General features: G+C 42.5%; 25 protein-coding genes. 8 read left to right on the forward strand and 17 right to left on the reverse strand.

From position 1 onward, the window contains the following. Window positions 1-55: 55 nt before the first annotated feature. The 7 genes from rpiB to ACFQ21_RS23725 form a co-directional block, all read right to left on the reverse strand. The gene (gene rpiB, locus ACFQ21_RS23695) at window positions 56-490 is read right to left on the reverse strand and encodes a ribose 5-phosphate isomerase B (RefSeq protein WP_377584060.1); all 435 of its coding nucleotides are present in this window, start codon (window positions 488-490) and stop codon (window positions 56-58) included. Next, window positions 484-1,362 (reverse strand): twin-arginine translocase subunit TatC, encoded by an 879-nt coding sequence (tatC, locus tag ACFQ21_RS23700; RefSeq protein WP_377583365.1) that lies wholly within the window; start codon window positions 1,360-1,362, stop codon window positions 484-486. Before tatC ends, rpiB begins: the two co-directional genes overlap by 7 nt. Before the next feature lie 66 nt (window positions 1,363-1,428). Beyond that, window positions 1,429-2,697: a serine hydroxymethyltransferase gene (gene glyA, locus ACFQ21_RS23705; RefSeq protein WP_377583367.1), complete on the reverse strand. Its 1,269-nt coding sequence runs from the start codon at window positions 2,695-2,697 to the stop codon at window positions 1,429-1,431. Window positions 2,698-2,869: 172 nt separating this feature from the next. Next, window positions 2,870-3,352 (reverse strand): DinB family protein, encoded by a 483-nt coding sequence (locus ACFQ21_RS23710; RefSeq protein ID WP_377583369.1) that lies wholly within the window; start codon window positions 3,350-3,352, stop codon window positions 2,870-2,872. Window positions 3,353-3,361: 9 nt separating this feature from the next. Next, a complete protein-coding gene (locus ACFQ21_RS23715) occupies window positions 3,362-4,327 on the reverse strand; it encodes a TPM domain-containing protein (RefSeq protein WP_377583371.1) in 966 nt (321 codons plus the stop codon). A 24-nt stretch (window positions 4,328-4,351) separates the two neighbouring features. Continuing rightward, window positions 4,352-5,086 carry a TPM domain-containing protein gene (locus tag ACFQ21_RS23720; RefSeq protein WP_377583373.1) on the reverse strand — a complete coding sequence of 245 codons (735 nt, stop codon included), beginning with the start codon at window positions 5,084-5,086 and terminating at the stop codon, window positions 4,352-4,354. 58 nt (window positions 5,087-5,144) lie between these two features. Further along, complete coding sequence (locus ACFQ21_RS23725; protein WP_377583375.1) at window positions 5,145-5,810, reverse strand: TPM domain-containing protein; 666 nt, start codon at window positions 5,808-5,810, stop codon at window positions 5,145-5,147. A 270-nt stretch (window positions 5,811-6,080) separates the two neighbouring features. On the opposite strand from ACFQ21_RS23725, the gene ACFQ21_RS23730 reads away from it, so the two are divergent. Together ACFQ21_RS23730 and ACFQ21_RS23735 are read left to right on the forward strand one after the other, a co-directional pair. After that, window positions 6,081-6,689 (forward strand): DUF2179 domain-containing protein, encoded by a 609-nt coding sequence (locus ACFQ21_RS23730; protein ID WP_377583377.1) that lies wholly within the window; start codon window positions 6,081-6,083, stop codon window positions 6,687-6,689. A gap of 39 nt (window positions 6,690-6,728) precedes the next feature. Beyond that, complete coding sequence (locus ACFQ21_RS23735) at window positions 6,729-7,652, forward strand: DUF6263 family protein (RefSeq protein WP_377583379.1); 924 nt, start codon at window positions 6,729-6,731, stop codon at window positions 7,650-7,652. Window positions 7,653-7,733: 81 nt separating this feature from the next. Here ACFQ21_RS23735 and ACFQ21_RS23740 read toward each other — a convergent pair whose 3' ends face one another. The 6 genes from ACFQ21_RS23740 to fumC all read right to left on the reverse strand — a co-directional run bounded on the left by ACFQ21_RS23740 (window position 7,734) and on the right by fumC (window position 14,858). Continuing rightward, window positions 7,734-9,263 carry a GH3 auxin-responsive promoter family protein gene (locus ACFQ21_RS23740; RefSeq protein ID WP_377583381.1) on the reverse strand — a complete coding sequence of 510 codons (1,530 nt, stop codon included), beginning with the start codon at window positions 9,261-9,263 and terminating at the stop codon, window positions 7,734-7,736. An 86-nt stretch (window positions 9,264-9,349) separates the two neighbouring features. Continuing rightward, window positions 9,350-10,129, reverse strand: a complete 780-nt coding sequence (gene lptB / locus ACFQ21_RS23745; RefSeq protein WP_377583383.1) for an LPS export ABC transporter ATP-binding protein — start codon at window positions 10,127-10,129, stop codon at window positions 9,350-9,352. 1 nt (window position 10,130) lies between these two features. Then, window positions 10,131-11,831, reverse strand: a complete 1,701-nt coding sequence (gene recJ / locus ACFQ21_RS23750) for a single-stranded-DNA-specific exonuclease RecJ (protein WP_377583385.1) — start codon at window positions 11,829-11,831, stop codon at window positions 10,131-10,133. Between the two features lie 4 nt (window positions 11,832-11,835). Then, the gene (locus ACFQ21_RS23755; RefSeq protein ID WP_377583387.1) at window positions 11,836-12,621 is read right to left on the reverse strand and encodes a hypothetical protein; all 786 of its coding nucleotides are present in this window, start codon (window positions 12,619-12,621) and stop codon (window positions 11,836-11,838) included. 132 nt (window positions 12,622-12,753) lie between these two features. Beyond that, complete coding sequence (locus ACFQ21_RS23760) at window positions 12,754-13,392, reverse strand: coiled-coil domain-containing protein (protein ID WP_377583389.1); 639 nt, start codon at window positions 13,390-13,392, stop codon at window positions 12,754-12,756. A gap of 71 nt (window positions 13,393-13,463) precedes the next feature. Further along, window positions 13,464-14,858: a class II fumarate hydratase gene (fumC, locus tag ACFQ21_RS23765; protein ID WP_377583391.1), complete on the reverse strand. Its 1,395-nt coding sequence runs from the start codon at window positions 14,856-14,858 to the stop codon at window positions 13,464-13,466. Between the two features lie 135 nt (window positions 14,859-14,993). On the opposite strand from fumC, the gene ACFQ21_RS23770 reads away from it, so the two are divergent. After that, window positions 14,994-15,776: a DUF4382 domain-containing protein gene (locus ACFQ21_RS23770; RefSeq protein ID WP_377583393.1), complete on the forward strand. Its 783-nt coding sequence runs from the start codon at window positions 14,994-14,996 to the stop codon at window positions 15,774-15,776. A 69-nt stretch (window positions 15,777-15,845) separates the two neighbouring features. On the opposite strand, the gene ACFQ21_RS23775 is transcribed toward ACFQ21_RS23770, so the two are convergent. The 3 genes from ACFQ21_RS23775 to ACFQ21_RS23785 form a co-directional block, all read right to left on the reverse strand. After that, on the reverse strand, window positions 15,846-16,682 hold the full coding sequence (locus ACFQ21_RS23775) for a substrate-binding periplasmic protein (RefSeq protein ID WP_377583395.1): 837 nt from the start codon (window positions 16,680-16,682) through the stop codon (window positions 15,846-15,848). Window positions 16,683-16,743: 61 nt separating this feature from the next. Then, window positions 16,744-17,139 carry a hypothetical protein gene (locus ACFQ21_RS23780; protein ID WP_377583397.1) on the reverse strand — a complete coding sequence of 132 codons (396 nt, stop codon included), beginning with the start codon at window positions 17,137-17,139 and terminating at the stop codon, window positions 16,744-16,746. Beyond that, window positions 17,136-17,699 carry an RNA polymerase sigma factor gene (locus ACFQ21_RS23785; RefSeq protein ID WP_377583398.1) on the reverse strand — a complete coding sequence of 188 codons (564 nt, stop codon included), beginning with the start codon at window positions 17,697-17,699 and terminating at the stop codon, window positions 17,136-17,138. The genes ACFQ21_RS23780 and ACFQ21_RS23785 overlap by 4 nt, the downstream gene beginning before the upstream one ends. Window positions 17,700-17,859: 160 nt before the next feature. On the opposite strand from ACFQ21_RS23785, the gene ACFQ21_RS23790 reads away from it, so the two are divergent. After that, entirely contained in the window at window positions 17,860-18,201 is a 342-nt protein-coding gene (locus ACFQ21_RS23790; RefSeq protein WP_377583400.1) for a DUF6249 domain-containing protein, read from the forward strand. Window positions 18,202-18,258: 57 nt separating this feature from the next. Next, window positions 18,259-20,691, forward strand: a complete 2,433-nt coding sequence (locus ACFQ21_RS23795; RefSeq protein WP_377583402.1) for an ABC transporter permease — start codon at window positions 18,259-18,261, stop codon at window positions 20,689-20,691. Here ACFQ21_RS23795 and ACFQ21_RS23800 read toward each other — a convergent pair. Beyond that, complete coding sequence (locus tag ACFQ21_RS23800) at window positions 20,688-21,386, reverse strand: ComF family protein (RefSeq protein WP_377583404.1); 699 nt, start codon at window positions 21,384-21,386, stop codon at window positions 20,688-20,690. The two genes, ACFQ21_RS23795 and ACFQ21_RS23800, sit on opposite strands and share 4 nt — an antisense overlap. Window positions 21,387-21,444: 58 nt before the next feature. Between ACFQ21_RS23800 and ACFQ21_RS23805 the strand changes: the two genes are divergently transcribed. The 3 genes from ACFQ21_RS23805 (at window position 21,445) to ACFQ21_RS23815 (ending at window position 25,650) form a co-directional block, all read left to right on the forward strand. Further along, entirely contained in the window at window positions 21,445-21,786 is a 342-nt protein-coding gene (locus ACFQ21_RS23805) for a carboxymuconolactone decarboxylase family protein (RefSeq protein ID WP_377583406.1), read from the forward strand. Beyond that, complete coding sequence (locus ACFQ21_RS23810) at window positions 21,779-22,153, forward strand: hypothetical protein (protein ID WP_377583408.1); 375 nt, start codon at window positions 21,779-21,781, stop codon at window positions 22,151-22,153. Before ACFQ21_RS23805 ends, ACFQ21_RS23810 begins: the two co-directional genes overlap by 8 nt. A 374-nt stretch (window positions 22,154-22,527) precedes the next feature. After that, entirely contained in the window at window positions 22,528-25,650 is a 3,123-nt protein-coding gene (locus ACFQ21_RS23815) for a hypothetical protein (RefSeq protein WP_377583410.1), read from the forward strand. The last annotated feature ends 14 nt before the right edge of the window (window positions 25,651-25,664 follow it).

Consider the following 25,664-nt stretch of genomic DNA (forward strand, 5'->3'; position numbering starts at 1 on the left):
GTATATATCTGCATTCTTCCCGACCAGGAGTCAGGAGGAATGCAGACTTAAAATTCTAGCAACCTATTTTTCCCACGCGGTTAGCGTGTCTTCCTCCCTCAAAGTTCTCGGTCAGAAAACGATTTGTTATTTTCTCTGCATCATCCAGGCTGATGAAGCGCGCAGGAATACAAACCACATTGGCATCATTATGCTGACGCGCTAAACCTGCCAGCTCTTCTGTCCAGCAGATAGCCGCGCGAATGCCCTGATGTTTATTGGCTGTAATCGCTACTCCATTAGCACTGCCGCATACCAATATACCCATATCAAATTCTTTGCCCTCCACGGCATTGGCTACCGGGTGAGCAAAGTCAGGATAGTCAGCCGAAGCGGTGCTATAGGTTCCAAAATCTTTATAGGTATAGCCATTCTTTTCCAACCAGGTGCGAAGGGCTTCCTTATATTCAAATCCAGCGTGGTCGCTGCCGATTGCTATTTTTTTCATGATGGTGATGGGGTTGATTCTTGTTCACGTCTGCGTTCTTCCTCCTCGTCTCTCATTCGTTGTTTCTCAACTCTTGCAGATATAATTATACTGATTTCAAAAAGCAGATACAATGGTATAGAAATCAGTGTCTGGCTAAGCGGATCCGGAGGCGTAATGATCGCTGCGATTACGAGTATAATTACAACCGAGTGCTTGCGGTATCTGCGTAAGAATGCCGGTGTTACCAATCCTACTTTCGAAAGGAAGAAAATCACTACCGGTAACTGAAAGAGTAAACCACTACCAAACACCAGCGTTACTACCGTAGATACATACGAAGTAATATCAAATTCGTTTTTGATCATGTCGCTGATCTGGTAGTTAACCATAACATATACCATCAGCGGAGCAATAACATAATATCCAAAAGATATACCGGCCAGGAACAAAGCTGAAACAGCGCTTACTACACCACGTGAATTTTTACGTTCGTTGATGCGCAGGCCGGGCTTGATGAATCGCCACAACTCCCATACAACATAAGGGAAAGCAAATACAAGTCCGATGATGAAGGCTGCTACGATGGTAATCGTAAACTGCCCTGTCATAAAGCGGCTTTGCAGTTCGAGAGGTATATCATCAATACACAGATCCTGCGAGTTGAAGGCCTGGCCGAGTTTACAGAACATTCTCCAAGTCCAGAAATCTGATTTTGCCGGTGCCAGAATTACGTTGGTAAATATCCACTTCACTTCAACAAAAGCGAAAATGGTAAATACAACTATAGCGCCTAATGAGCGGATAACATGCCACCGGAGTTCCTCGAGGTGATCGAGAAATGACATTTCCTTTTCTCCACTTTCTTCTTCTATTGGGTCCTGATCTAATGGCATGGTTCGTAAGCGTTATAAAAAAGACCTTCCTGTTTTTATCAGGAAGGTCATTCTGATTTCTTCAAATTAATAAAGCGGAAACTTCTCCATCAAGCGGTTTACTTTTTTCTTCACTGCTTTCAGTTGTTTCGGGTTATCAACATTCTGTAAAGCTTCATCGATCAGTTCAACCACTTTTACTACATCTTTCTCTTGCATACCGCGGCTCGTAATGGCTGGCGTTCCTACACGCATACCCGATGTTACCATAGGAGATTGTGTATCAAACGGCACCATGTTTTTGTTGATGGTAATATCTGCCAGGATCAATGATTCTTCCGCCTGTTTTCCGGTGAGGTTCTTCGAGCGAAGATCGATCAACATCAAATGGTTATCAGTGCCTCCGGAAATAATTTTATAGCCACGATCAAGGAATTCCTGCGCCATTGCTTTTGCGTTCTTGGCTACCTGAACTATATATTCCATGTATTCATCCGACAGTGCTTCCTGGAATGCAATTGCTTTCGCTGCGATCACGTGCTCCAGCGGACCACCCTGTGTACCCGGAAATACGCCTGAGTCAAGCACCGATGACATTTTGCGCAATTCGCCTTTCGGAGTTTTCAAGCCGAACGGGTTGTCATAATTTTTACCGATCATGATCATTCCACCGCGCGGACCACGCAACGTTTTATGTGTAGTCGTGGTAACGATGTGGCAATGTTCCATCGGATCATTCAATAAACCTCTTGCTATCAAACCAGCCGGGTGCGATATATCTGCGAGGAGTACGGCGCCAACGCTGTCGGCAGCTTCGCGAAGTTTTTTATAATCCCAGTCACGGCTGTAAGCAGAGGCACCGCAGATGATCATCTTCGGTTTTTCACGCTTGGCCGTTTCAATTACTTTATCAAAATCAATTACACCGGTTTCCTGCTCTACACCGTAAAACAGTGGTTGATATAGTTTGCCGGAGAAGTTTACCGGTGATCCGTGTGTAAGGTGACCTCCGTGCGAAAGATCGAAACCTAAAATTTTGTCACCGGGTTTCAAGCATGCCAACATTACGGCTGCGTTTGCCTGTGCTCCGGAGTGAGGTTGCACGTTTGCCCACTCTGCTCCGAACAATTCTTTTGCACGGTCTATAGCAAGTTGCTCGATCTCATCCACTACTTCACAACCTCCGTAGTAACGCTTTCCGGGAAGACCCTCAGCATACTTGTTGGTAAGCACAGTACCCATTGCCTTCATTACTTGCAGTGACGTGAAGTTTTCGGAAGCAATCAGTTCGATGCCATGTTGCTGGCGTTGTTTTTCTTTTTCAATGAGGTCGAAAATAACTTTATCTCTTTTCATCAGGGTAAGTGGTTTGTTTGTAGTGATACGATTTTTACGCTTGCTGATATTTTACGGCCTTAACATAATGCTCTTTCGCTGCCCAGGCTCTTGTTTATAACGTATTTTAAAGAAGGCCCAAAAATAGGATTAGGATATGGCCTATTGAAATGATTGTCAGTATTTTTTACCATTAAAAGCGAATGATATCCGTATCAGGCGGCACAAAACCGAGTTGTCTGCCCATGATGAGTATCTGACCTTTGTGATGGAATTCGTGCGTAATTACATGCGTGAAAATTTCCACTGGAGAACGCGTGATGCGTTGGGGTGGTGTTCCGGCTTCACCTGAAATTTCCCGGATGGAAGTCTGATCTGTGTATTTTAGAAATTCTGATGCGAGGTTATTCACATCTTCAAAGAGAAGCTGAAGTTTATCCAGGCTGTTGATTTTATCCGGGTCAGCAAACACAGCCTCTTTTTTAAGCGAAAATTTTCCGAGCCAGAAAGTATATACATGCGTAACGTGAACCAGCAAATCGGATATACTTTTATTGTTGAATGAATTCAACTTTACGAACACGTTGCCATCAAGCTTGTGGCAAAACTCTATCACAACGTTGCGTGAACCTTTAACGAGTTGATACTGCTGTGCTAAATGCTCCGTTGTATTCATAGTCCAAAGTTACCACGACCCGCTGCTACCACCGCCTCCAAAACTTCCTCCACCTCCGGAGAATCCGCCACTGCTTCCACCAGACGACCAGCCAGAACTTCTTCCGGATGACCAACCAGAACCAGATGCCCAGCCACCGCCTCCTCCTCGTTTCCCGCCAGAGCCTTTTCCGGATTGCAGGTTACTCATTACATTTTTACCCCAGGCACTTCGCCCCAGCAATATCTTCACAATCGGAAATCCGATCGTATATATACCTAACAAAATCATACCTCCGGTAACCCCGACTACTGCCAGCGGAAATACAGCATAAAACGGAATGAGAAAAGCATACATAAACCAACCGCCACATCCCGGTATAAAAATGCCGATCGCTGTAAATATACCGAGTATACCAAAGATGAAAGCTCCTATAAGCAAACGCTCCTGCCAGGTCATATCCATTTCCAGCGAACTGTTTTCAGAAGTATCACTGCTGCTATCTGCAGTTCTATACTCATTGCCGATCGCGGCAACAATTGCATTTACTCCGGCCGTAACACCAGCATCATATTCCTGATCTCGAAAATGAGGGGCTATTTCATTTCGGATAATGCGACTTGTCAACGCATCTGTCAATACACCTTCAAGTCCGTAGCCAACTTCAATGCGCATCTTTCGGTCGTCAACAGCAATGAGTAACAGCACACCGTTGTCGTTATTCTTGGTTCCCAGTTTCCAGACATCGTGTGCTACTCGCATGGAATATTCTTCGAGCACTTCTCCATCGAGAGATGGTATAATGAGAACAGCGATTTGATTCGTAGTAGAATCTTCATGCTTTCGTAGTGTAGCCTCCAGGTTGTCTGCAGTAGCCTGCGTAAGAATGTGCGCTTCATCGTGAATGCGATGGCCCCACAGTTCAGGTACAGCACGCTGCGCCCACGTTGTGAATACCAGTGTTAACAGACAAACAAGCAATGCTACTTTTTTCATTCTTTACTTTCTTAAATCACAAGCTTACCACGAGTCGCTGGAGCCGCCTCCACCAAATCCTCCGCCACCACCGAAGTCGGAACCCGAACCCCACGAGCCAGAACCTGAGCCTGAACCAAATCCGCCGATCGGACCAATCCATCCCCCACGTGATGACCAGCCACCACCACCGCCTCCACCACGTCTGCGTGAAGCAAGAATAATAATGGCAACTATAATCAGTAATGTGATGAGCGGAGAGTTCTTTCTGGATTTCTTTCTCGGAGGAGGTGCGTCATTTTTATACTCGCCCTTTATAGCCTGCATAATAGCCAACACGCCAGCCTTTACACCACCATCAAAATCGCCTTGCCTGAATCTCGGAGCGATTTCATTTCTGTTGATGCGACTTGAAAGAGCATCGGTGAGTGCTCCTTCCAATCCATAGCCGGTTTCAATGCGCACCAGTTTGTCGTTAATGGAAATGATCAGCAACACACCATTGTCTTTATCTTTCTGACCGAGCTTCCATTTTTCTGCAACACGAAGAGAATAGTCTTCCAGTGCATCACCTTCCAAAGAAGGAATGATGAGTACGGCAATCTGGTTAGAGGTTGAATCGCGTTCTGCTTTTAAAATCGTTTCGAGTTCAGCTTTTGTCTGTGCTGATAATACATTGGCTTCATCGTGTACCCACATACCTCCGTGTTCAGGTATACTTCGTTGGGCGAACGAAAGGAATGGTATAAATAAAAGGATGAAAAGAATTCTGAAAGTCATGTGATGAAATCTGGAGTTAGGAATTTTTTGAAATGTTTACCGATAGCGATCGGCCTGATCAACGATCAAAGCGAAGTTCATCACCTAACTCATTCGTATCATCTTCCGTTTTATAGAATCCTTTTTCCAACAGAATTTCACCACAGCGTTGTATCGATGCTTCTAGACCTTCTACAATTTTTCCGGCACGAATATGAGTGATCAGATCTGCGACAATTTTATCCCATTGTTTCTGATCTACTACTTTGCTTATACCCTTGTCAGCCATAACAATTACTTCGTGTTCAAAAAATGAAATGAAGATCATGATACCGGTACGATGACGTGTGTTGAAAACTTCTTCTTCCAGAAAAGCATTCTCAGCACGCTGGCGTGTAGAGTAATCGAGGTGTCGCTGGCTTACCAGCAATCGCTTGAGCGGATCGATAAAATTAGGAAGTACTGCACCCATAGCGCCTCCGAGAATTACCGCGATGAAAATAAAAACGGGATCGTAGTAAAGCGTGTTGGCAGCATCTGTAATTATATAGCGATCGAGTATGATCATAAAAACAAACATGAGCGATGCACCAATCAAACTGCCCCGGTAGTTTCCTTCCGAATAGAAACCGCTGCGTTCTACAATAACAGGAACTATCTCTCCTGAAATTTTATCTTCCGCTTTCTTCACTGCCTCTTTAATGCGTTGGAGGTCGCTCTCGGAAAATTTCTGTTTAAGGTTCATATCTTTTGTGGGTTTTTAAGATTTCCATGCTGCGACTTTTATTCACGGGCACAGATTCTTTTGAAAGTAGATTGACGGTTCTGTTTTACGTTTTAAGGATGCAACCCGGGTTGAGTTTATTCGGAATAAAGTTACTGAGACGACCCGTGATAAAAAAGCCGATGAACATGAGCAAAATAAAAAGTCAATGTATAGCTTACGGGCCGAAGCTCGCTAACTTAGCTTTTATAGAGCTTAGGTCGGGAATGTTAATTAAATTATTGCAAAATCATGGAAGATTTCTTTATCGGTACACTGGGAATTAGTGAAAGCCTCTTCAGTTTTCTGATCCTGCCGCTGATGATTTTTTTCGCGCGCATTGCCGATGTATCGATAAACACGATTCGTATCATCTACGTGTTGGGAGGACGAAAGGCAACGGCTACAATACTCGGTTTTTTTGAATCATTCATTTGGCTGATGGCTATCCGACAAATCTTTGAGCACCTCGATAACTGGATCTGCTATATCGCCTATCCCGCTGGTTTTGCTTCGGGTATTTTTGTTGGGATGATCATTGAAGAACGAATCGCGTATGGTAAAGTGATTGTTCGTATCATAACTCGTAAAGAAGTTTATCACCTGCTTGCTTTTCTCTCTTCGCAGCAGTTTCGCTATACGCATGTACATGCTGAAGGACCAGACGGACACGAAAACCTGGTGTTTACAGTTTTAGAAAGAGAACACCTCGATGATCTTTTGCTGAAACTAAAAGATATTTTGCCCAGTGCATTTTATACTGTTGAGAAAGTTAATCGCGCAGCAGAGAGTGGTACCATTGTTCAGGAATCAACCCGATGGAGTATTGGCTCGTGGCTAAAGAGTATAAAAAGAGACTAAACTGAGTTTTTAAATTTTCTATCATCCCATAAACACCTTATGAAAGCATTGCGTTTTGTAGTTCTTGTATTTATAGCCTGTGCCTTTACTAACCCTGCTAAAGAAGTTAAGCTCGAGTATATTTTCAAAGTAGGCGATGTACACGAATGGATTCAAACCACCAGGCAAACCATTACTCAATCTGTGCCAGGGGCAGGAGAGATGTCGGTAAACATTTCGCTGGATGGTGCCATGCAATTAAAGGTTGTTGCATTAACCGCTACCGGAGCGAAAGTAGAAACTACATATTCTAAAATTAAGATGTTGATGAAGATGCCTGCACCCATGGGAGATGTTACGATGGACAGCGAGGGTACCGATGATACCATGCAAAACAAGATGATGAAGACTATGACCAAGAAGCCGTTCTACATTTTTATGAACAAGCAAGGTGTGATTGAAAAAGTAGAAGGCACCGAGAATCTATACTCCGGAATTTCTGAACTGGGCATGGAGCCCGCAGCGGCCGAACAAGCGAAGCAATCTCTTCAGCAAGCAATGAGTGAGCAATCCATCAAAGCAAGTATCGAAATGTCGCTGATGCAATACCCGACTGCGAAAGTAAAGACAGGTGATACCTGGAAGAACACCGTGAGCACTGCGCTTAACTTCCCGATGCAGATTAACAACACGTGGACATTCGAAAAACTTGAAGGCACGGTTGCATCTATCGTAAGTGATGGTATCGTTGTTACGGTCGATAAGGATAAGACTACAACTATAAATGGCATGCAGGCAAAAGTAGATTTAGGCGGACGACAGATGACAAAAGGTACCGTTGATTTAAAAAGCGGGTGGCCCAGCAAAATGGAAGTGATCTCTGAAATAAAAGGTAAAATGACGTTGCTCGCAGGAGGCATGATTCCGCAGGATATGGATGTACCGATGGAGATACTTAGCGAGAGTACATTTACTATAAACTAAATCACGGCTTATTTACTAAAGTAAAAGGGTGGATATATAGTCCACCCTTTTTTATTCCCTAGTTTTTTCAGAGAGTATATTTTAACGTTCTACCTCCGCCATCATCTTGAGTATATCTTCAACATACTCGCGTGAGTTTGATAACCGGGGAACTTTGTTTTGTCCGCCAAGCTTGCCGCGATTCTTCATCCAGTTATAAAATGTTCCTTCTTCAACGCAATGCACGCGAGGTTCGATCAGTGCCAGGTCGTGCGTGCGTTTGGCATCGTAATCAGAATTTATTTCGCGCAGTGTCTTGTCGAGTATATATGTAAACTGTTCGAGACTTGATGGCTTGACTTTAAATTCGATCAGCCATTCATGACCGCCTTTTTTTCCGTGATCGAGATATATAGGCGCAGCCGTAAAGTTTTCAATAATAGCCCCGGTTTGATCGCACGCACGCGCAATTGCAGCATCTGCATTTTCAACGATAAGCTCTTCGCCAAAGGCGTTGATGAAATGCTTGGTGCGACCTGATATTCTGATACGATACGGAGCGAGCGAAGTAAATTTTATAGTATCACCAATACTATAGCGCCATAAGCCGGCATTGGTAGAAATGAGCATAGCATAGTTTGTATTGAGTTGCACTTCGCCCAATGGAACCGCGCGCGGATTTTCATTATCAAGTTCTGATACCGGAATGAATTCATAGAATATACCATAGTCGAGCATCAGTAACATTTCTTCCGAATCGCGCTGATCTTGTATACCGAAGAATCCTTCACTGGCATTATATATTTCCCAGTATCGCATTCTGTCGGAAGGTATAAGTGATTTAAAAAGATTTCGATAAGGCGTAAACGAAACAGCTCCGTGAAAGAATGCTTCGAGGTTAGGCCATACTTCGAGTATATTATTCTTTCCTTCGAGTTCAACAATTTTCTGTATCAGCAGAATTGTCCAGGTAGGTACACCGGCGATGTTAGTAACATTATCTCGCGCTGTTTCGCGCGCGAGCTTTTCAATTTTTTCTTCCCAGTTGCCCATCAATGCTGTCTCCAGACTTGGCGTGCGAATGAACTGCGCCCACTGCGGAAGGTTCTGCATAATTACTGCCGACACGTCTCCGTAGTATGAACTAGCACTCGGATCGAAATCATTGAGTTGATGACTGCCTCCCACAGCAAGACCTTTTCCATCAAACAAAGTTGTATCCGGATAGTTGTTGACGTAAATGGATATCAGATCCTTTCCGCCTTTAAAGTGACAGTCTTCCAGAGCTTCTTGTGATACAGGTATAAATTTACTGCGTGCGTTCGTGGTGCCTGAAGATTTTGAAAACCACTTTATTTCGGTCGGCCACAAAATGTTTTGTTCACCACGCATGAGACGTTCAATGAACGGAAAAATTTTTTCGTAGGTATGAACCGGAACGCGCTCACGGAATTGCTCGTAGGTTTGTATGCTGCTGAAATCATACTGCAATCCAAACTCTGTATAGCGCGCGCTATAAATAAGTTTTTTGAAAAGCTCATCCTGTACTTCATGCGGATATTTCATGAAGAGCTCCATCTGGTGGATGCGCTTCTTCATAACCCATGTTAATATAGAATTGATAAGACCCATTTACACACTTTACAGTAAAATCAAAAATAGTAAAACTTGCCGACTAGAGCGGAGGTAAAGTGCGTGTGTTGGTCAATTTAAGAATCTTATAATCCTTCCGATGGATCAATCCATTGCTCTTCTTTGGGAAGAGTAATTTTTGCCCTTCTCAACTCGAAGTTTTGTCCCAGATAAACCTTTCTTACCTGAGGGTCACTGGCAAGTTCTTCGGCCGTTCCTGATTTGAATAATTTTCCATCTACCATCAGGTACGCACGATCCGTAATGGATAATGTTTCATCAACGTTGTGATCGGTGATGAGTATTCCAATGTTTTTATTCTTGAGCTTGGCAACGATGGTTTGAATTTCTTCAACCGCAATCGGGTCTACACCGGCAAAGGGCTCATCGAGTAAAACAAATTTAGGATCAACAGCAAGCGCACGTGCTATTTCCGTTCTTCTGCGTTCACCACCTGAAAGAGACATGCCCATATTTTTACGAACTTTGTGAAGACTAAATTCCTCAATCAGTTCATCAACTTTTTCTTTTCGTTGCTGGGCTGTGTAATCGCGCATCTCCAGCACCGACATTATATTTTCTTCAACGGTTAATTTTCTGAAAACGGAAGCTTCCTGTGCGAGATACCCAAGACCAATGCGCGCGCGCTGATACATAGGCAGGGGAGTTATCTCCTGGTCGTCCAGAAATATTTTTCCTTCATTCGGTTTTATCAAACCCACAATCATATAAAACGAAGTGGTTTTGCCTGCACCATTCGGACCGAGCAAACCAACAATTTCTCCTTGTGCAACCTGCACAGAAACATCGTTCACAACAGTTCGCGTTTTATACTTTTTCATTAAATGTTCTGCGCGCAATATCATCTCAATGAAATTTAATGTCTTTGATTCTTAGTTGGATCGAAGTTGTTCCGTTGAATGTGTTTTCTTCAACCGTATAGGCCATCTTGAACGTGTCGCGTCTTGAAAGTCTGTCGTAATGTTCAACCAGATCAAAACCTACCGCCTGAAATACATTATCGCTTCCTTCCTGTGCAGCGAGGAAACGAACGTGCTTGTCTTTAAAACTCGACAGAGAATTAAATACATATACATTACTTGCCTGGAAAACGGGGCGCTGACTCTCTGGGCCGAACGGTGCCATTTGCTTCAACACGTTTAAAAATTTTGGCGTGATGGTGTCGAAGTTTAGCGGCATATCAATTTCAATAACAGGCGTGAGCATATCTTCTGTTATAGTTGACGAAACCACTTCTTCAAATCTTCGCTGAAACAATTCGAGGTTCTGTATATCCAGCGTTAAGCCGGCAGCATACTTATGTCCTCCGAATTTTTCAAGCAGGTCGCTGCATTCATGTATAGCTTTATATAGATCAAAGCCATTTACACTTCGTGCCGAGCCTGTAATTTTATTATTGGATTCTGTCAAGATCACTGTTGGCCTGTAGTATTTCTCTACACAGCGAGCAGCAACTATGCCAATTACACCTTTGTGCCAGGTATTTTTAAAAAGTACGGTTGATTTAGCGGAGCGCAAGGCGGCATCACCTTCGATCATGGCAATAGCTTCTTCGGTTATATCCGAATCAAACTGTTTACGAAGATCGTTCTTGATATTTACTTTGCCTGCCAGGTCGTTTGCTTCTTCTTCTGTCTTTGCAATGAGCAACTCTACGGCTGCACGCGCATGTGCTACACGGCCGGCTGCATTTATACGAGGTCCTAACGTAAAGACGATGCCGGAAACATCGAGGTCGTTTTTTATAGCGGCAATTTCTCGTAGCGCTTTTAATCCCGGAGAAGGATTTTCATTTAACTTCTTTAAACCGAAATGTGCGAGCGTTCTGTTCTCACCATTGATCGGCACAATATCAGAAGCTATACTTACAGCAACCAGGTCGAGGTACTGGTATATTTCATGACTATCGCGATGGCGCTGGGCGTATGCCTGAATAAGTTTGAAACCTATTCCACAACCGCTTAATTCTTTATACGGATAATTACAATCCTTGCGTTTAGGATCGAGCACCGCTGCAGCAAGCGGAATGTTATCGTCAGGCAAGTGGTGATCACAAATTATGAAATCTATACCCTTGTTCCGTGCCGTGTCTATCAGCTCCGATGATTTTATACCGCAGTCAAGTGCAATGATTAAAGTATATCCGTTTTGCTCCGCCCATTCTATACCAGCAAGTGAAACGCCATAGCCTTCGGCATAGCGATCGGGTATATATACTTCACAGTTTGTATAAAAGTTATGAACATAACTATACACCAGCGACACAGCCGTGGTACCATCTACATCGTAGTCGCCATAGATCAGAATTTTTTCGTTTGAGTCAATTGCTTTCTTCAAACGATCTATAGCTTTATCCATATCCTTCATCAGGAACGGATCATGAAGATGTTCGAGCGAGGGTCTAAAAAAATTCCTGGCCGTTTCAAACTCACCGATCTTTCGCTGAATAAGAATAGACGTTAAACAGTGATTTACATTAATTGCCTGCGAAAGCTTTTCCACTTCCTCTTGTGAGGGTATTTCTTTTTGAATCCATCTTCTATACATCTGCCTAGTTTGATTCGATGTTGATTTTGCCATAGCCACCTCCTATACCGAAGGCGCTTTCAGTTCCTGGCAAACCTTTTTTTCCGTTTCTGCGCGATGGACCTAAGCCTGCTGGCCCGTAGTATCCGGCTCGCCCGGGCGAGCCCGCCATACCACCATAATTTCTAATAATGATCTGTTTTCCTATTAAATCTTTTACAGCAGGATTCTTCGCGTTGTCTAATGTTAAACTTCCTCCGTTCGCACCATTTCCACCGGGGCCCGCGTTCCCCCCATTGGCGCCATCACCCCCGATGCAATGCACGGTACCCGGACTGCCACCACCACCGTTGCCTCCGTTACCACCTCTTCCTCCATTTCCTCCTCTTATATCGATGATCAGATTTCCGTTCACGGTTATTCTTTCAAGATACAGAAAAAGATTAATGCCCGGTGTTCCGTCAAGACCTTTTCCTCCGTTTCTTCCGGGTTGACCTGAGCTGCATGGAATCGTAGGTGTATCACCATTTCTTCCGTCTCGTCCAGGTTTGCCATCTATACCTTTTCCATCTATAACACAATTATTTCCAAATACCGCCCAGCGTGCACGTATATAGTTTTCGCTCTTGAGTTTATTCAACACCAGTCGCGATGAATCCATCATAATGAGTGTATCGGCTACGAGGATATCGGATTGACCAAGCTCAAAAACTTCTTTTGGTTTAATCACCAGCTTGCCAACACGAATCTGTGCCAGAAGTGTAGTAGGCAGCAAAAGCAGGAGAAACAGGAACGTTCGCAGGCAAGTCATTTTACAAAAATAAGGCAGAGCCGGTCTTTTAAAAATTTAAAAACTTTCAGATATCAATAACAGGACCAGAGCATATGAAAACAAAAAAGCAGTGTTTGACCACTGCTTTTATTTCAAACAGAAAACAATTTCTTATTTAGAACTTTCTGCGGGTTTCTCATTTACAACACCTTCCAGAACATCTTTTATCTCTACGCGCTGGCCATCTTTGTATGGAACAATCCATGCATCTTTAACGCCCATTTCGCGCATATACTTTTTAAAGGTATCAGCTTCCCAGTAGTCACGGAAAATTCCGATCGTTACTTTTTGTGGCTCTCCTTCTTTTACCTCACCACCAAAGTTGGGGTTATTGTCAAAATACTTCGCAAGATCTTTATTCTTGAAAGCACCTATCTGTACTTTAAAAACGATACCCTTCGAAAAATCCATCGGGTTAATAACAGGAGCTTCTTTCAACTGCGCGAGTTCTGCTTTTGCAGCTGTAAGTTGTCCGCGTGCCTGTGTAAGTTCATCTTCGAGTTGAACGATCTTGGCATCTTTCTCACTCACCTGGCTCTGCATCTGCGTTACCTTTTGGTTTAGTGTAGATACCTGAGTTTCTGCTGCCTGTTTTTCCTCTGTTAATTGTTTCAGGCTCTCAGGGCTTTTAGAAAATTGCTTGGCTTTTTTCTTCCACTCCTTCTTTTCTTGTTTGGAGAGCTGTGCAGAAACTAGTGTAGATGAAAAAATTAAAGCCAGACAAAAAAATAAAGTAAGTCTGTATTTCATGGCTTGTTTGGTTTAAATCCCATTTAAAAGTACAAATAAATTTATTATATTTTTCAGGAAGGTGCTATTTCTCAAAGACTTCCAACCATCTTTTCAGGCCTTACCCACTGATCGAACTGCTCTGAAGTAACGAGACCCAGCTCTACAGCAGCTTCGCGCAATGTTTTATTTTCCTTGTGCGCCTTCTTGGCAATTTTAGCTGCGTTCTCATAACCAATGTGTGTATTGAGTGATGTTACCAGCATCAAAGAATTTTCAAGATGTTGTTTGATGATCGCTTCATTTGGTTCTATACCTTCTGCGCATTTATCATTGAATGATACGCAGGCATCACCGATAAGTCGTGCAGACTGCAGTACGTTTGCTGCGATAACTGGTTTGAAAACATTCAACTCGAAATGGCCGGTTGACCCTCCTATAGATACAGCAACATCATTTCCGATTACCTGTGCGCATACCATGGTAAGTGCTTCCGGTTGTGTAGGATTTACTTTGCCCGGCATAATAGAAGAACCTGGTTCGTTATCCGGAATAACAATTTCACCTATACCGCAGCGTGGGCCTGAACTCAGCATACGAATATCATTCGCGATTTTCATAAATGCTACGGCCGATCTTTTCAACGCTCCTGATAATTCTACCATAGCATCGTGTGCGGCAAGCGCTTCGAATTTGTTGGGAGCAGTAACAAAAGGAAGTCCGGTGAGGTCGGCTATTTTTTTAGCAACGAGTACATCGTATCCCTTTGGTGTATTGAGTCCCGTACCTACAGCTGTTCCACCCAATGCAAGTTCGCGAACAACTTCAAGCGCATTCTTTATAGCGCGAATGCTGTTGTCGATCTGTTGAACGTATCCTGAAAATTCCTGACCGAGTGTAAGCGGAGTTGCATCCATAAAATGGGTGCGGCCGGTCTTCACTATATTTTTATACGCTTCTGATTTTTTAGCAAGTGTATCACGAAGCTTCGTCATTCCCGGAAGGGTAACATCAACCACCTGTTTATAAGCAGCGATGTGCATAGCCGTTGGGAAAGTATCGTTGGAAGATTGAGACTTGTTAACATCATCGTTTGGATGAAGTACTTTTTTCTCGTCTGTAAGTTTACCGCCTTGAATAACATGTGCACGGTATGCGATCACTTCGTTCACGTTCATGTTACTCTGTGTACCCGATCCGGTTTGCCAGATCACCAGAGGAAATTCAGCATCGAGACTACCGGTAAGAATTTCATCGCAAACTTTACCGATAAGATCTTTTTTATCGGCCGCTAAAACACCAAGTTCGTGGTTGGCCATGGCTGCAGCCTTCTTAAGGTATGCAAAAGCATAAATGATTTCCTTGGGCATGCTTGCTTCAGGACCAATTTTAAAGTTATTGCGTGAACGCTCAGTTTGTGCTCCCCAATATTTATCGGCAGGAACCTGCACTTCACCCATGGTGTCTTTTTCGATGCGATAGCTCATAGCAGAATTTTTTAATTTGTGCGCAAAAATATAGGAAGCTGTCACAAAAGCGAAACTATTGGCTACTGATCAGTATTGGTTATACATAAAGATGATCTTTTACCAACCTTTGAACTGTAAATAACCCAAATTTATATGTTCACAAAAACAGTAAAACTATTTCTGCTGAGCCTTGTTTCGATCTTTTTAGTGTGTTGCGACTCTGATGACGACAAAGCGGCCAAGGTTCAGGTGTGGTTAACGGATGCTCCCGGAGACTTTCAGGAAGTAAACATTGACATTCAGGAAGTGAAAGTACACGTTGGAGATAATGATGAGGAATCAGGCTGGCGATCTTTATCCATAAGAGAGGGAATTTATAATCTGCTTGATCTCACCAACGGACTGGATACGCTGCTGGGCGAAGTTGAAATACCCGCAGGCAAAATTTCGCAAGTGCGTTTAGTATTAGGTGATGATAATACTGTTAAGGTTGATGGAGATGTATTTGATCTGTCCACACCCAGTGCACAACAATCTGGTTTGAAGTTGCAGGTTCACCAAACTTTATCGGCCAGTATAACCTACAAGATTCTGCTTGATTTTGATGTTGCACGCTCTATTGTTACTACCGGCAATGGCAGCTACAAACTGAAGCCCGTAATTCGCAGCATCGCAGAGGCACAAGATGGAGCGATTAAAGGTATCGTTACTCCGGCTGCGTCAACGCCTGCGGTATACGCCATTGTTGGACAAGACACTGTTGGTACCACCTATGCCGATGCCGAAGGTCGCTTTTTGATCCGCGGTTTATCAACCGGTACGTATGATGTTTCGTTTGCTCCCAACTTCAATTATCTCAGCACGACAAAATCTGGTGTGCAGGTAACGGTTGGTAATGTTACTGACGTAGGCACCGTTACGATAGAAGCTGACTAAACCGAGAAAAACATATATAGGTATAAATAAAAAGAGGCATGCCATATCGGTAAGCCTCTTTTTTATTTATTAGCGCACCAGGTTGAGGAAAGTTGAGCCCAGGTTATCGGCTATGATTTTTTTATAGCGTACACTTTTACGATAATCCGTTGTAAGAAATTCATTCCATACTTCATCCCAATCAGTTTGTTTGGCCATTATAAAACCAAGTTCTTCAGCATTACCCAGGTCAATGTCATGTCTTTTTACCGGGAGCTTTTTCCGCACCACGCCTACATATTCCGTAAAGTCGAGAATGGAAAAAACTTTTGCGTTCGAGGTAAGATGTTTAATAACGCTTTCGCTGGACGTGGCATATACTACATTAAGCGTTGGGTAGTATTGTTTTTTTATTTTATCAACATACTTCACGTGGGTACTTCCGGTTATCACCTCAGCGGTAAAACCATTGAATGTTTTTGAAAGATCTTCGAGTTTAGCCAGCGTAGGAGCCTGTTGATTGGTAAGTAACACTAACTGCGTTGTCATATACGGAGGACTGAACTTCATTATTTTTTTTCGTTCCTCGGTAATACTGGTGTTGGTTACGCCCAGAATATTCGGAGTTGTCTGCGCTATTTTTAGAAAAGACGAGAACTCTTGTTCTTGTCCGGCATAGTTCAGGGTGAGGTTCGCCCCGTGTTTGGTCTTTACGTATTCAGCAAAATCTGAAAGTATATCTACGCACACTCCTTTCATTTTGCCATTTACATTTTGAATAAGACCGGCCTGATCATAGTATACAATCGTTAACGTTCCGGATCCTTTTGATTTTACTTTCGACCAGCTGTCGCCCGTATACTTTTGGGAATACAACGGACTGAATACTGAACAGAGCAGGAGTAGTAGTAGGCTAGAATACTTCATAATTAGTGATGGAGTAAACGATCTCCGTCACTAATATAGTGTAATTGCTGACACATGAAAATTACAGGATGTCACTCTTTACACGAACAAACTTTCTGTCCAGCCAATGAAGAACGAGAATAAAGATCGCTCCGAACACAAACAGACCTTTGTAAGCTGATATACCCGACAGAAAACCTGCACTGATTTTGAAACCGGTAAATGCAATGGCTACTATCATCACGATGATCAAGAGTACAATTCCAGCACACAACCAGAAATATTCGCGCTTGGCAGCACGCGCCTGTTCGCGTTGAATTTTATGAACAACACCCTCTGCGAACGATGCGGGTAAAGCAAAAGCCGGTTCCTTCTCCAACGCTGAAAAGATCTGTTGATATACTTTTTCATCATCAGAACCCAAACCTGAAAATCCGGCTTCAATTTTTTCCTGCAGTTTTTTATCGGCCTCACTCATAACCACTCTTCTTTTGGTAAAATGTTTTTTACTTTTTCTTTCAGGAGCGTTCGCGCTCTGAAGATATAATTTTTTACAGTGCCCTCCGGCATATTGGTTACAGAACCTATCTCTTCGTAGGTCATGCCTTCTACATGATAAAGTGTAAGTACCAGTTTATAGTTCGTAGGCAACAAGTCAACCAGCTTCATTACGAAAGAGTCCATGTCATTATCTTCCATCAACGATTCTGGATTTACATCTTCTGTAAAATGTGCCGTATAACTTTCGTCCTCCGGAATGGCTGTGTACAACATCTTTTTCTTTCGCATGTGGTTAATGGCATGACGATAGGCAATGGTGGCGATCCACGTGGAGAGCCTGGACTGAAAATTAAACTCTGCCAGTTTTTCGTACACTTTTAAAAAAACGTCCTGGCAAAGTTCTTCACGCTCCTCGTCATTTTTTACCAGGCGGCTTATCATATGAGCAACAAGCCTTTCATGTTGCCGGATCAGCAACGTGAAGGCCTGCATATCTCCCCGCAAGGTTCTAGAGATGAGTGCCCGATCGTCTGTCATTGAGTTGTTAGACAAGTTAGCAAGCAAAGATGTTGCAGAAAGGAAGAAAAATATTGAGCCTGCAAATGGATGCTGATTTTCTTGAAAATAAATAACCAAGTCTGCAACATCGCGGTACAGTCGCGTGTCTTACGCTTCAAAACAAAAACACGAAACAGTTATGGAACATGTACTCATGCCAATCGCGATTATAGGAAGCTTTGGTACTTCTTTATACTTCTTCACAAAAGTGCTTACCGATTATATTCTTAAAAAGAAGATGATTGAAAAAGGCTTTGTTAATGAAGAGAGTCAATCAATCTTCAAGTCACATTCCGCTGAAGACAATAAATATAGTTCTTTGAAATGGGGACTGATCGCACTGTCAGGCGGCGTGGCGTTGATCTTAATGGATTCACTCGAAGTTCGTCCGGACTCAACATTACCTTACGGAATTTTTGCTGTTGCTCTTTCTCTCGGTTTTCTGCTATACTTCTTCCTGGTGAAACGTGCTGCTAAATAAGCAGTACGATTTACTCACTTCTTATACTATATACCCTCACCTCTTTTCACTTTCTTTATGATTAAAAACTATATACAGGTTGCCATGCGCAATCTGAAGAGGCATAAATTTTTCTCTTTCATAAATATATTCGGACTAGCCATCAGCATGTCTGTATGTCTCGGCATTATCATGCTGGTAGCAGACCAACTCACCTACGACCGCTATAATACAAAACGCGATCGGGTATACCGGGTCATCACGCGCAACCTCAATCCCGATGGTTCGTCTTCCGGTAATGATTACTCGACTTCACCTCAGCCGGTGGCGCAGGCAATGCTCGAAGAATACACCGGTGTGGCAAAAGCGGTTCGCATCCGCAGAGGATTTGGTAATAATTGGCTCGAACTCGATCCGGGTCGCGACATCAATATTCCTATATCTGGTTTTTTTGTAGATCAGGATGCGCTTGACGTTTTCGAATACGAGCTTGAACTCGGTGATCCAAAAACCGCATTGAAAGATCCTTATTCTGTTGTTATTACAAGCAAGGCTGCTAAAAAATTATTCAGCAACAACAATCCGGTAGGCGAGGTTATCAAAGTCGGAAAGCTGGGAGAGTATAAAGTTACCGGTGTATTGAAAGAAACTGAACACAAATCACACATTGTCTTTGAAGGACTCGCCTCGTACTCAACCATTAAAAGTCTCGAAGCCGATAGTACTTTCGACCGTAACGATTCGGGTTGGGATAATTTCACAGCGGGCTGGGTATATCTGTTACTGGAAGAAGGGCAATCGCCCACCGAGATCGAAAGACACTTAAACGACTTCGCGAAAAAGCAACAAGTCGATAAAGCTGAAAGTAAAGACGAGCGAAAAATTGAGTTTTACCTTCAGAATCTTTCAAGTATAACACCCGGAGGTTTTATCAACAATCCGATTGGTCCGTTCATGCCGCGAATCTTTGTATACTTTTTTGGTGGGTTGGCTTTGATCGTCATGGTAACGTCATGCTTCAACTATACCAATCTTTCAATAGCACGCGCGTTAACTCGTGCGAAAGAAATTGGTATACGAAAAGTAAACGGAGCGTATCGCTATCAGATATTTTCTCAATTTATATCAGAGGCGGTGATCATGTCGCTCTTTGCACTGGGGCTTTCACTTTTGTTTTTGCTCGCGGTTAAACCGTTTATGCTCAACCTCCGTTTTGCCCAGGCGCTCCGTTGGGACCTGGAGGGAAATATATATGTATACAGTGTGTTTGTTGTCTTCAGCATCTGCGTTGGACTGCTCGCAGGATTTTTCCCAGCGGTTATACTTTCAAAATTTCAACCGGTAAAAGTTTTCAAAAATATAGGTGGCAGCCTGAAGCTGTTCTCACGAATGGGTTTGCGTAAGTCGCTGTTGGTTGTACAGTTTACCTTGTCACTCATTTTTATTCTTTCCGTGTTACTGCTTTATAATCAACTTCAGCTTTTTGTGAAGGCCGATCATGGTTTCGACATGGCCAATAAGATCAATGTTCAATTGAACCGATCATCTTATGGGGCACTCAAAACACAACTTGGCTCCTATGGCACTATACAAAGTATAGCGGCAGCTTCACACGTCCCGGCAACGGGTGTTACCTATGGCGATAATTTCAAAAAACAATTGAGTGATAAAGAGAGTAGTATGGTAGACTACTTTGTAGTTGATGAAGGATATCTTGAAAACATGGGCATACCTTTGCTGGCCGGTAAAAATTTTGACGCACAGGCCGGTGATAAAAATAAGAGTTGGATTATCATCAACGAAGAAGCCGTAAAGAGTTTTCAATTCGCTACACCACACGATGCCATTGGCGAATTTATCTATAACGCATTCGACTCATCAAAATTTGAGATCATCGGTGTGATAAAAGATTACAATCACCAGATGATGATGAGTAAAGTAGAGGCGATGGCACTACGGTATAATCCGGAGCAATTCAATATTCTGCAGGTAAAATATACTGGGAGTCGTGAAGACGCAGTAAAAAATATAGAAGCAGCTTGGGCTAAAGTAAATCCAACACTAAAACTTGACTATCGCGATTTTGAAGAAGAGGTAAGATCATTTTACAAAACCGTATTTGCTGATTTTGTAAATATCATTGGCGTGATCGCCTTTATGGCTATTGTTATTTCATGTCTCGGTTTACTCGGCATGGCCACCTATACCACGGAAACCAGATTGAAAGAAATTTCGATTCGTAAAGTTCTAGGTTCCAGCAATCGCTCTCTGGTGCTTTTACTTTCGAAGAGTTTTATACTTCTCATTGTTATCGCCATTGTACTGGCGGTACCCGCTGCATGGTTTATCAATAACTTATGGTTACAACTGATTGCCTACCGTACAGAGCTAAGTATAGGTGTGATTGGTTCTGGCGTATTAATTCTTATCGCACTCGGAGGCCTCACCATTGGTTCGCAAACTATACGTGCCGCGTGGGCAAACCCGGTTGATAATTTGAAAAATGATTAGGCTTCGGCAATACATGCTATATTAATTTCTGAGCAACCGTTTTGCTTAAGTACATGAGCACAAGCTTCAATGGTAGCACCTGTTGTTACTACATCATCCACCAGAAGGATCCTCTTACCTTTCACGGTAACAGGATCTTTCACGTGGAAAACTTCGCTAACATTTTGCCAGCGGTTCAGTTTATTCTTCTTGGTTTGTGTATCCGTCTTTACAAGTCTGGTGATGATTGTATCCGAGAAAGGTATATTTAACTTCATCGATAATCCTTCAGCAAACTTTGCACTCTGGTTATAACCGCGTTTTCTTTTTCGGGATGAATGAAGCGGAACCGGTATAATAATATCCGTTTGTATAATTTTAGCATCCACCAGTTTCTGTCCTAAAACTTTACCGAGCATAATGCCTACTTCCGGGCGGTTCTTATACTTCAGCGCATGAAGTATATGCTGTACACGACTGCTCTTGGCAAACTTGAAAAGTGCTGCAGCTTTTGTTACTTCGAACCGGTGCGATAATCTCACTCGCAACTCGTTGTTGATTTCTTTGTGATGAGACGTTTGAGGCATCTCTAACATACAACGCGTACAGACAAGTTCTTCACCTTTGGCCAGTGAATCTGAACAGGCAACACAACAATTCGGAAAGAAGAGCGAGACGAAATCGGAGATTAACTCCCTGAAAATAGAATTAGCCATTTTGAAATATATTTGCCAGCAACTGTGTTTTTAAATGTACTAAATCAAAAATTATTTTATGGGACTTGTTGAAGATTTTAATACATATCGTAGCAAGATGAACGATAAGATCATGGCTTCCGATAGTCTGATCATTAAACGAATATTCAATCTCGACACAAACGCTTATGCCGAAGGACACCTGGATGTAAAGTCAAAAGAACTTATCGGCTTAACCTGTTCACTCGTTCTTCGCTGTGACGACTGCGTTCGCTATCATTTAGGAAAATGCAAAGAAGTTGGTTTTACCACTGAAGAAGTTCACGAAGCAATTGGAGTTGCAACATTGGTAGGAGGTACCATCGTAATTCCACATTTACGCAGAGCGTTTGAGTATTGGGAGGAACTTCAAAATGTTTAAGCGCGATCTCGAACTTGAACGAACCTGGTCTGCATTACTCCTCGGTATAGAAGGTATGGTTGGAAAAAAACCAAAAGATCTGAACAGTGTACTTTTTCTGATTGGCGTGCAGGAGTTGGGAAAAGGCAATCGGGTTTTCAGTAAAGAAGAAAAGCAGGACCTAATGCACATCGGCATCTGCAAAGTGCTTAGCTACTCGGGTTATTATGAACTGGAAGGTCAGGATAAAGATGGCTGGCCTCATTGGAAGCTCATTAAAAAATTGCCCCATTTTGATTTACTCGAACAAGAGAAGTTGTTGAGGATGCATGTGATCGAGTATTTCGAAAAAGAGTTCGATTGGACTAAGCCTGAACACAATCCTTAGTCTGTTGTCCGTTTTACACCAGTGCTTTGTTTTGAAAGTTGGGAGCCGCTATCTTCGGTGTCTCTCAACTTTCAGTCTGGTTGTTTCGTTTTTGACTATAAATATAAATCCATATGGGAACGGGTGTAGAGCAGATACATGAGAAGATCAAGTCCTTCAAACGGAAGTACTATCTCAACATTTTCATACGAGGTGCCATTCTCTCGCTGTCAATTCTCGCATCGTACTTTCTGATTGCCGCGCTTGTTGAATATAATTTGTGGCTCAGTCCATGGGCGAGATTCTTAATCTTCTTTACGTTTCTCGCTGTAGCTGCATTCTGCACCTATCGGTTTCTGAAAGAACCACTTCGCTGGTGGATCATCAAACGAGGAATGGATGAAGAGCAAAGTGCAAAAATTATCGGTAGCCATCTACCTCACGTTAGCGACAGACTTCTCAACCTTATCCAACTCAGCTCTTCCAAAAGCGACTCCGCTCTAACCTACGCGAGCATCCAACAAAAGTCCCAGGATTTCGCACCCATCCAATTTGATAGTTTTATTGATATACGCGAGAACAGAAAATACCTGCGCTATCTCATTATACCCTTCGTTGCCATTTTTGCAATCATCATTTTCAACAGCAGCATCTTAACACTCAGCACCCAACGCATTGTAAATTTTACACAGCAATATTCTCCACAGCCTCCTTTTAAATTTAATGTAGCCGACAAATCGCTAACCGCATTTTACAACGAAGATCTCTCTGTAAACATAACGTTGGATGGGCAGGCCGTTCCAGATGATGCTTACCTCATTACGGGTGAACGCAGAATTAAACTGGATCACAAAGGCAACGGTGAGTTTACTGCCGTTTTCGAAAATGTGCAGACTGCATTTGATTTTCAACTTGAGGCAGCGGGGTTTTATTCAGAAATGTTTCACGTTTCACTTGTTAACAGACCTGAACTCACACAATTCAACATTGAGCTTGAGTACCCTCGTTATCTGCAACGTCAACCAGAAAAGATTGTAAACTCCGGAAACCTTGAAATTCCCGAGGGAACGAAAGTAAAATGGAATCTGACAACAGTAAATGCAGAGAAAGCAAGCATTTTGTTCTCCTCCGAAAACGCTCCTCAAAATTTTCAAGAATCTGACAACCAATTCTTTAACTATATAAAAGAGTTTAGAAATCCTGATCAATATGAAATTCTACTGGAAAACGACAGGAGCAAAAACAAAGAAAGAATAGCCTACCAGGTTGAAGTCATCAAAGATCAGCATCCCCAGATTTCCGTTAATAACTTCAAAGACTCAGTTTTATACCAAAGAATTATTTTGGGAGGCTCGATTGGAGATGATTATGGAATTACACAATTGACACTTCATTTCAGAATAAGAAATAAAAACCAAAAAGAGATTTTATCGAGATCGGTAAATATTCCAATTTCCAAAGTCCAAAATCAGCAAAGCTTCTTTTACAATTGGTCTGTTGATTCGTTGAAGCTCAGTCCAGGCGAACAACTTGAATATTATTTGCAAGTGTGGGATAACGATGGCGTAAATGGTCGAAAATCCAGCAAAACGGGTTTTTACACATTTTTGATTCCTACCAAGGATAATCTGGTGACCGAGATTCGAAACTCGCAAAATCAGACCGAGCAAAAAATCAATCAGAGCGAGTCTAAAGCAAACAAGCTTCAGAATCAGATAGAGCAGGCCGCACAGAAGTTAAAAGGCAAACAGAATCTCGATTGGCAGGATAAGAAGATGCTGGAAGACATTGTTCAGCAGAAACAGAGTCTGGATCAAATGCTCGAAAAGTTAAAAGAAGAGAATAAGCTGCTGGAAGAGAAAAAAGAGGCTTTTACAAAACAGGACGAACGCATTCGCGAAAAAGCCCAGCAGATCCAGAAGCTAATGGAAGAACTCTTAGATGAAGAAACCAAAAAGTTGTTTGAAGAACTGCAGAAGCTATTGAAGGAAAATGCTGATATCAACAAGCTTCAGAAAGTGCTCGATAAACTCAATCAAAACACAAACAACCTGGAGAAAGAGCTCGAGCGCACACTGGAGTTATTCAAACAACTTCAATACGATTATAAACTTGATCAAGCCATTGAAGACATAAAAGAACAAGTCCAGGATCAAAAATCACTTTTGGAGAAAACTGAATCTTTGGAAAAGGAAAAATCCGGAAAGAATCAAAAAGGGGAAAAGAAAGGCGAGCAAAACGAAAAGAATCAAAAGGGAGATAAAAGCAACGATCAGCAGAATGGAGAGGATCAGAAGTCAGAAAGCCAAGAACTGGCAAAAGAACAGGAAAAGCTAAAAGAGCAATTCAAACAAACTTCTGAAAAGCTCGATGAGCTTAAGAAACTGGGGGAAGAGCTGGATAAAGGTGAAGAATTGCCTTCAGAGGAAGAAATGGATCAAAACGAGCAACAACAAGACGAAAGTCAGGAGATGCTTGAACAGAACCAGCCATCTAAATCCAAAACGCCTCAACAGAAAGCTATTCAGCAAATGCAGAAGATGCAGCAGCAAATGGAGGGTGCACAAAGTTCCATGAATATGGAAATGGACATGCAGAATATGGAATCATTACGTCAAATCATCCATGGACTTGTAAAACTCTCATTTGACCAAGAAAACCTGATGAAGGGCCTGGCTGAATTAAATCAGAGCGACCCGCGTTTTAATACGCTTGCTCAGCAACAGCTGAAGTTAAAAGATGATGCTCGTGTTTTAGAAGACAGTCTTTTAGCGCTTGGAAAGCGTGATCCTTTTATGGGTTCTTTTGTAACAAAAGAGGTTGGCGAACTAAACGATCATCTGGACAAAGTAATTGAAGCCAACCGTGAACGGAAGAGACCACAAGCTTCTTCTGAAATGCAGGCCAGCATGACTTCTATCAATAATCTGGCTTTGATGCTGGATGATCACTTCGACATGATGATGCAGATGATGGCTAATGCCAAACCATCGATGGGAAAATCCAAGAAAGGTCAGAAGCCAAGCTTGAGTCAAATGCAGCAGCTGCTCAATCAAAAGATTCAGGAATTAAAAGGTAGCGGTAAATCAGGCCGTGAATTATCAGAAGAACTTGCTGAAATGGCTGCAGAGCAGGAACGTATCCGGAAAGCTCTTCAGGAAATGCAGGAGAAGATGAAAGAAGGAGGAAAGGGTCCTGGGGGAGATCTTCCTTCTAAAATGGAACAAACGGAAATGGATCTGGTGAACAAACAGCTTACCGACCAATTAATCAGACGCCAGCAAGATATCCTCACCAGAATGCTTGAAACAGAGAAGTCAATGCGTGAACAGGATATGGATGAAGAGAGGAAAGGCGAGACAGCGAAGGATTACGACAAAGAAATTCCCAAGGCATTTGAAGAATATTTGCGACTCAAGGAAAAAGAAGTAGAATTGCTAAAAACAGTTCCACCCAAACTTTACCCCTATTATAAGAAAGAGGTAAACGACTATTTTAAAAGAATGAATAACCAATAACAACGGATTTACGG

The sequence above is a fragment of the Ohtaekwangia kribbensis genome (genome assembly GCF_042676245.1).
Classification (GTDB): domain Bacteria; phylum Bacteroidota; class Bacteroidia; order Cytophagales; family Cyclobacteriaceae; genus Ohtaekwangia; species Ohtaekwangia kribbensis.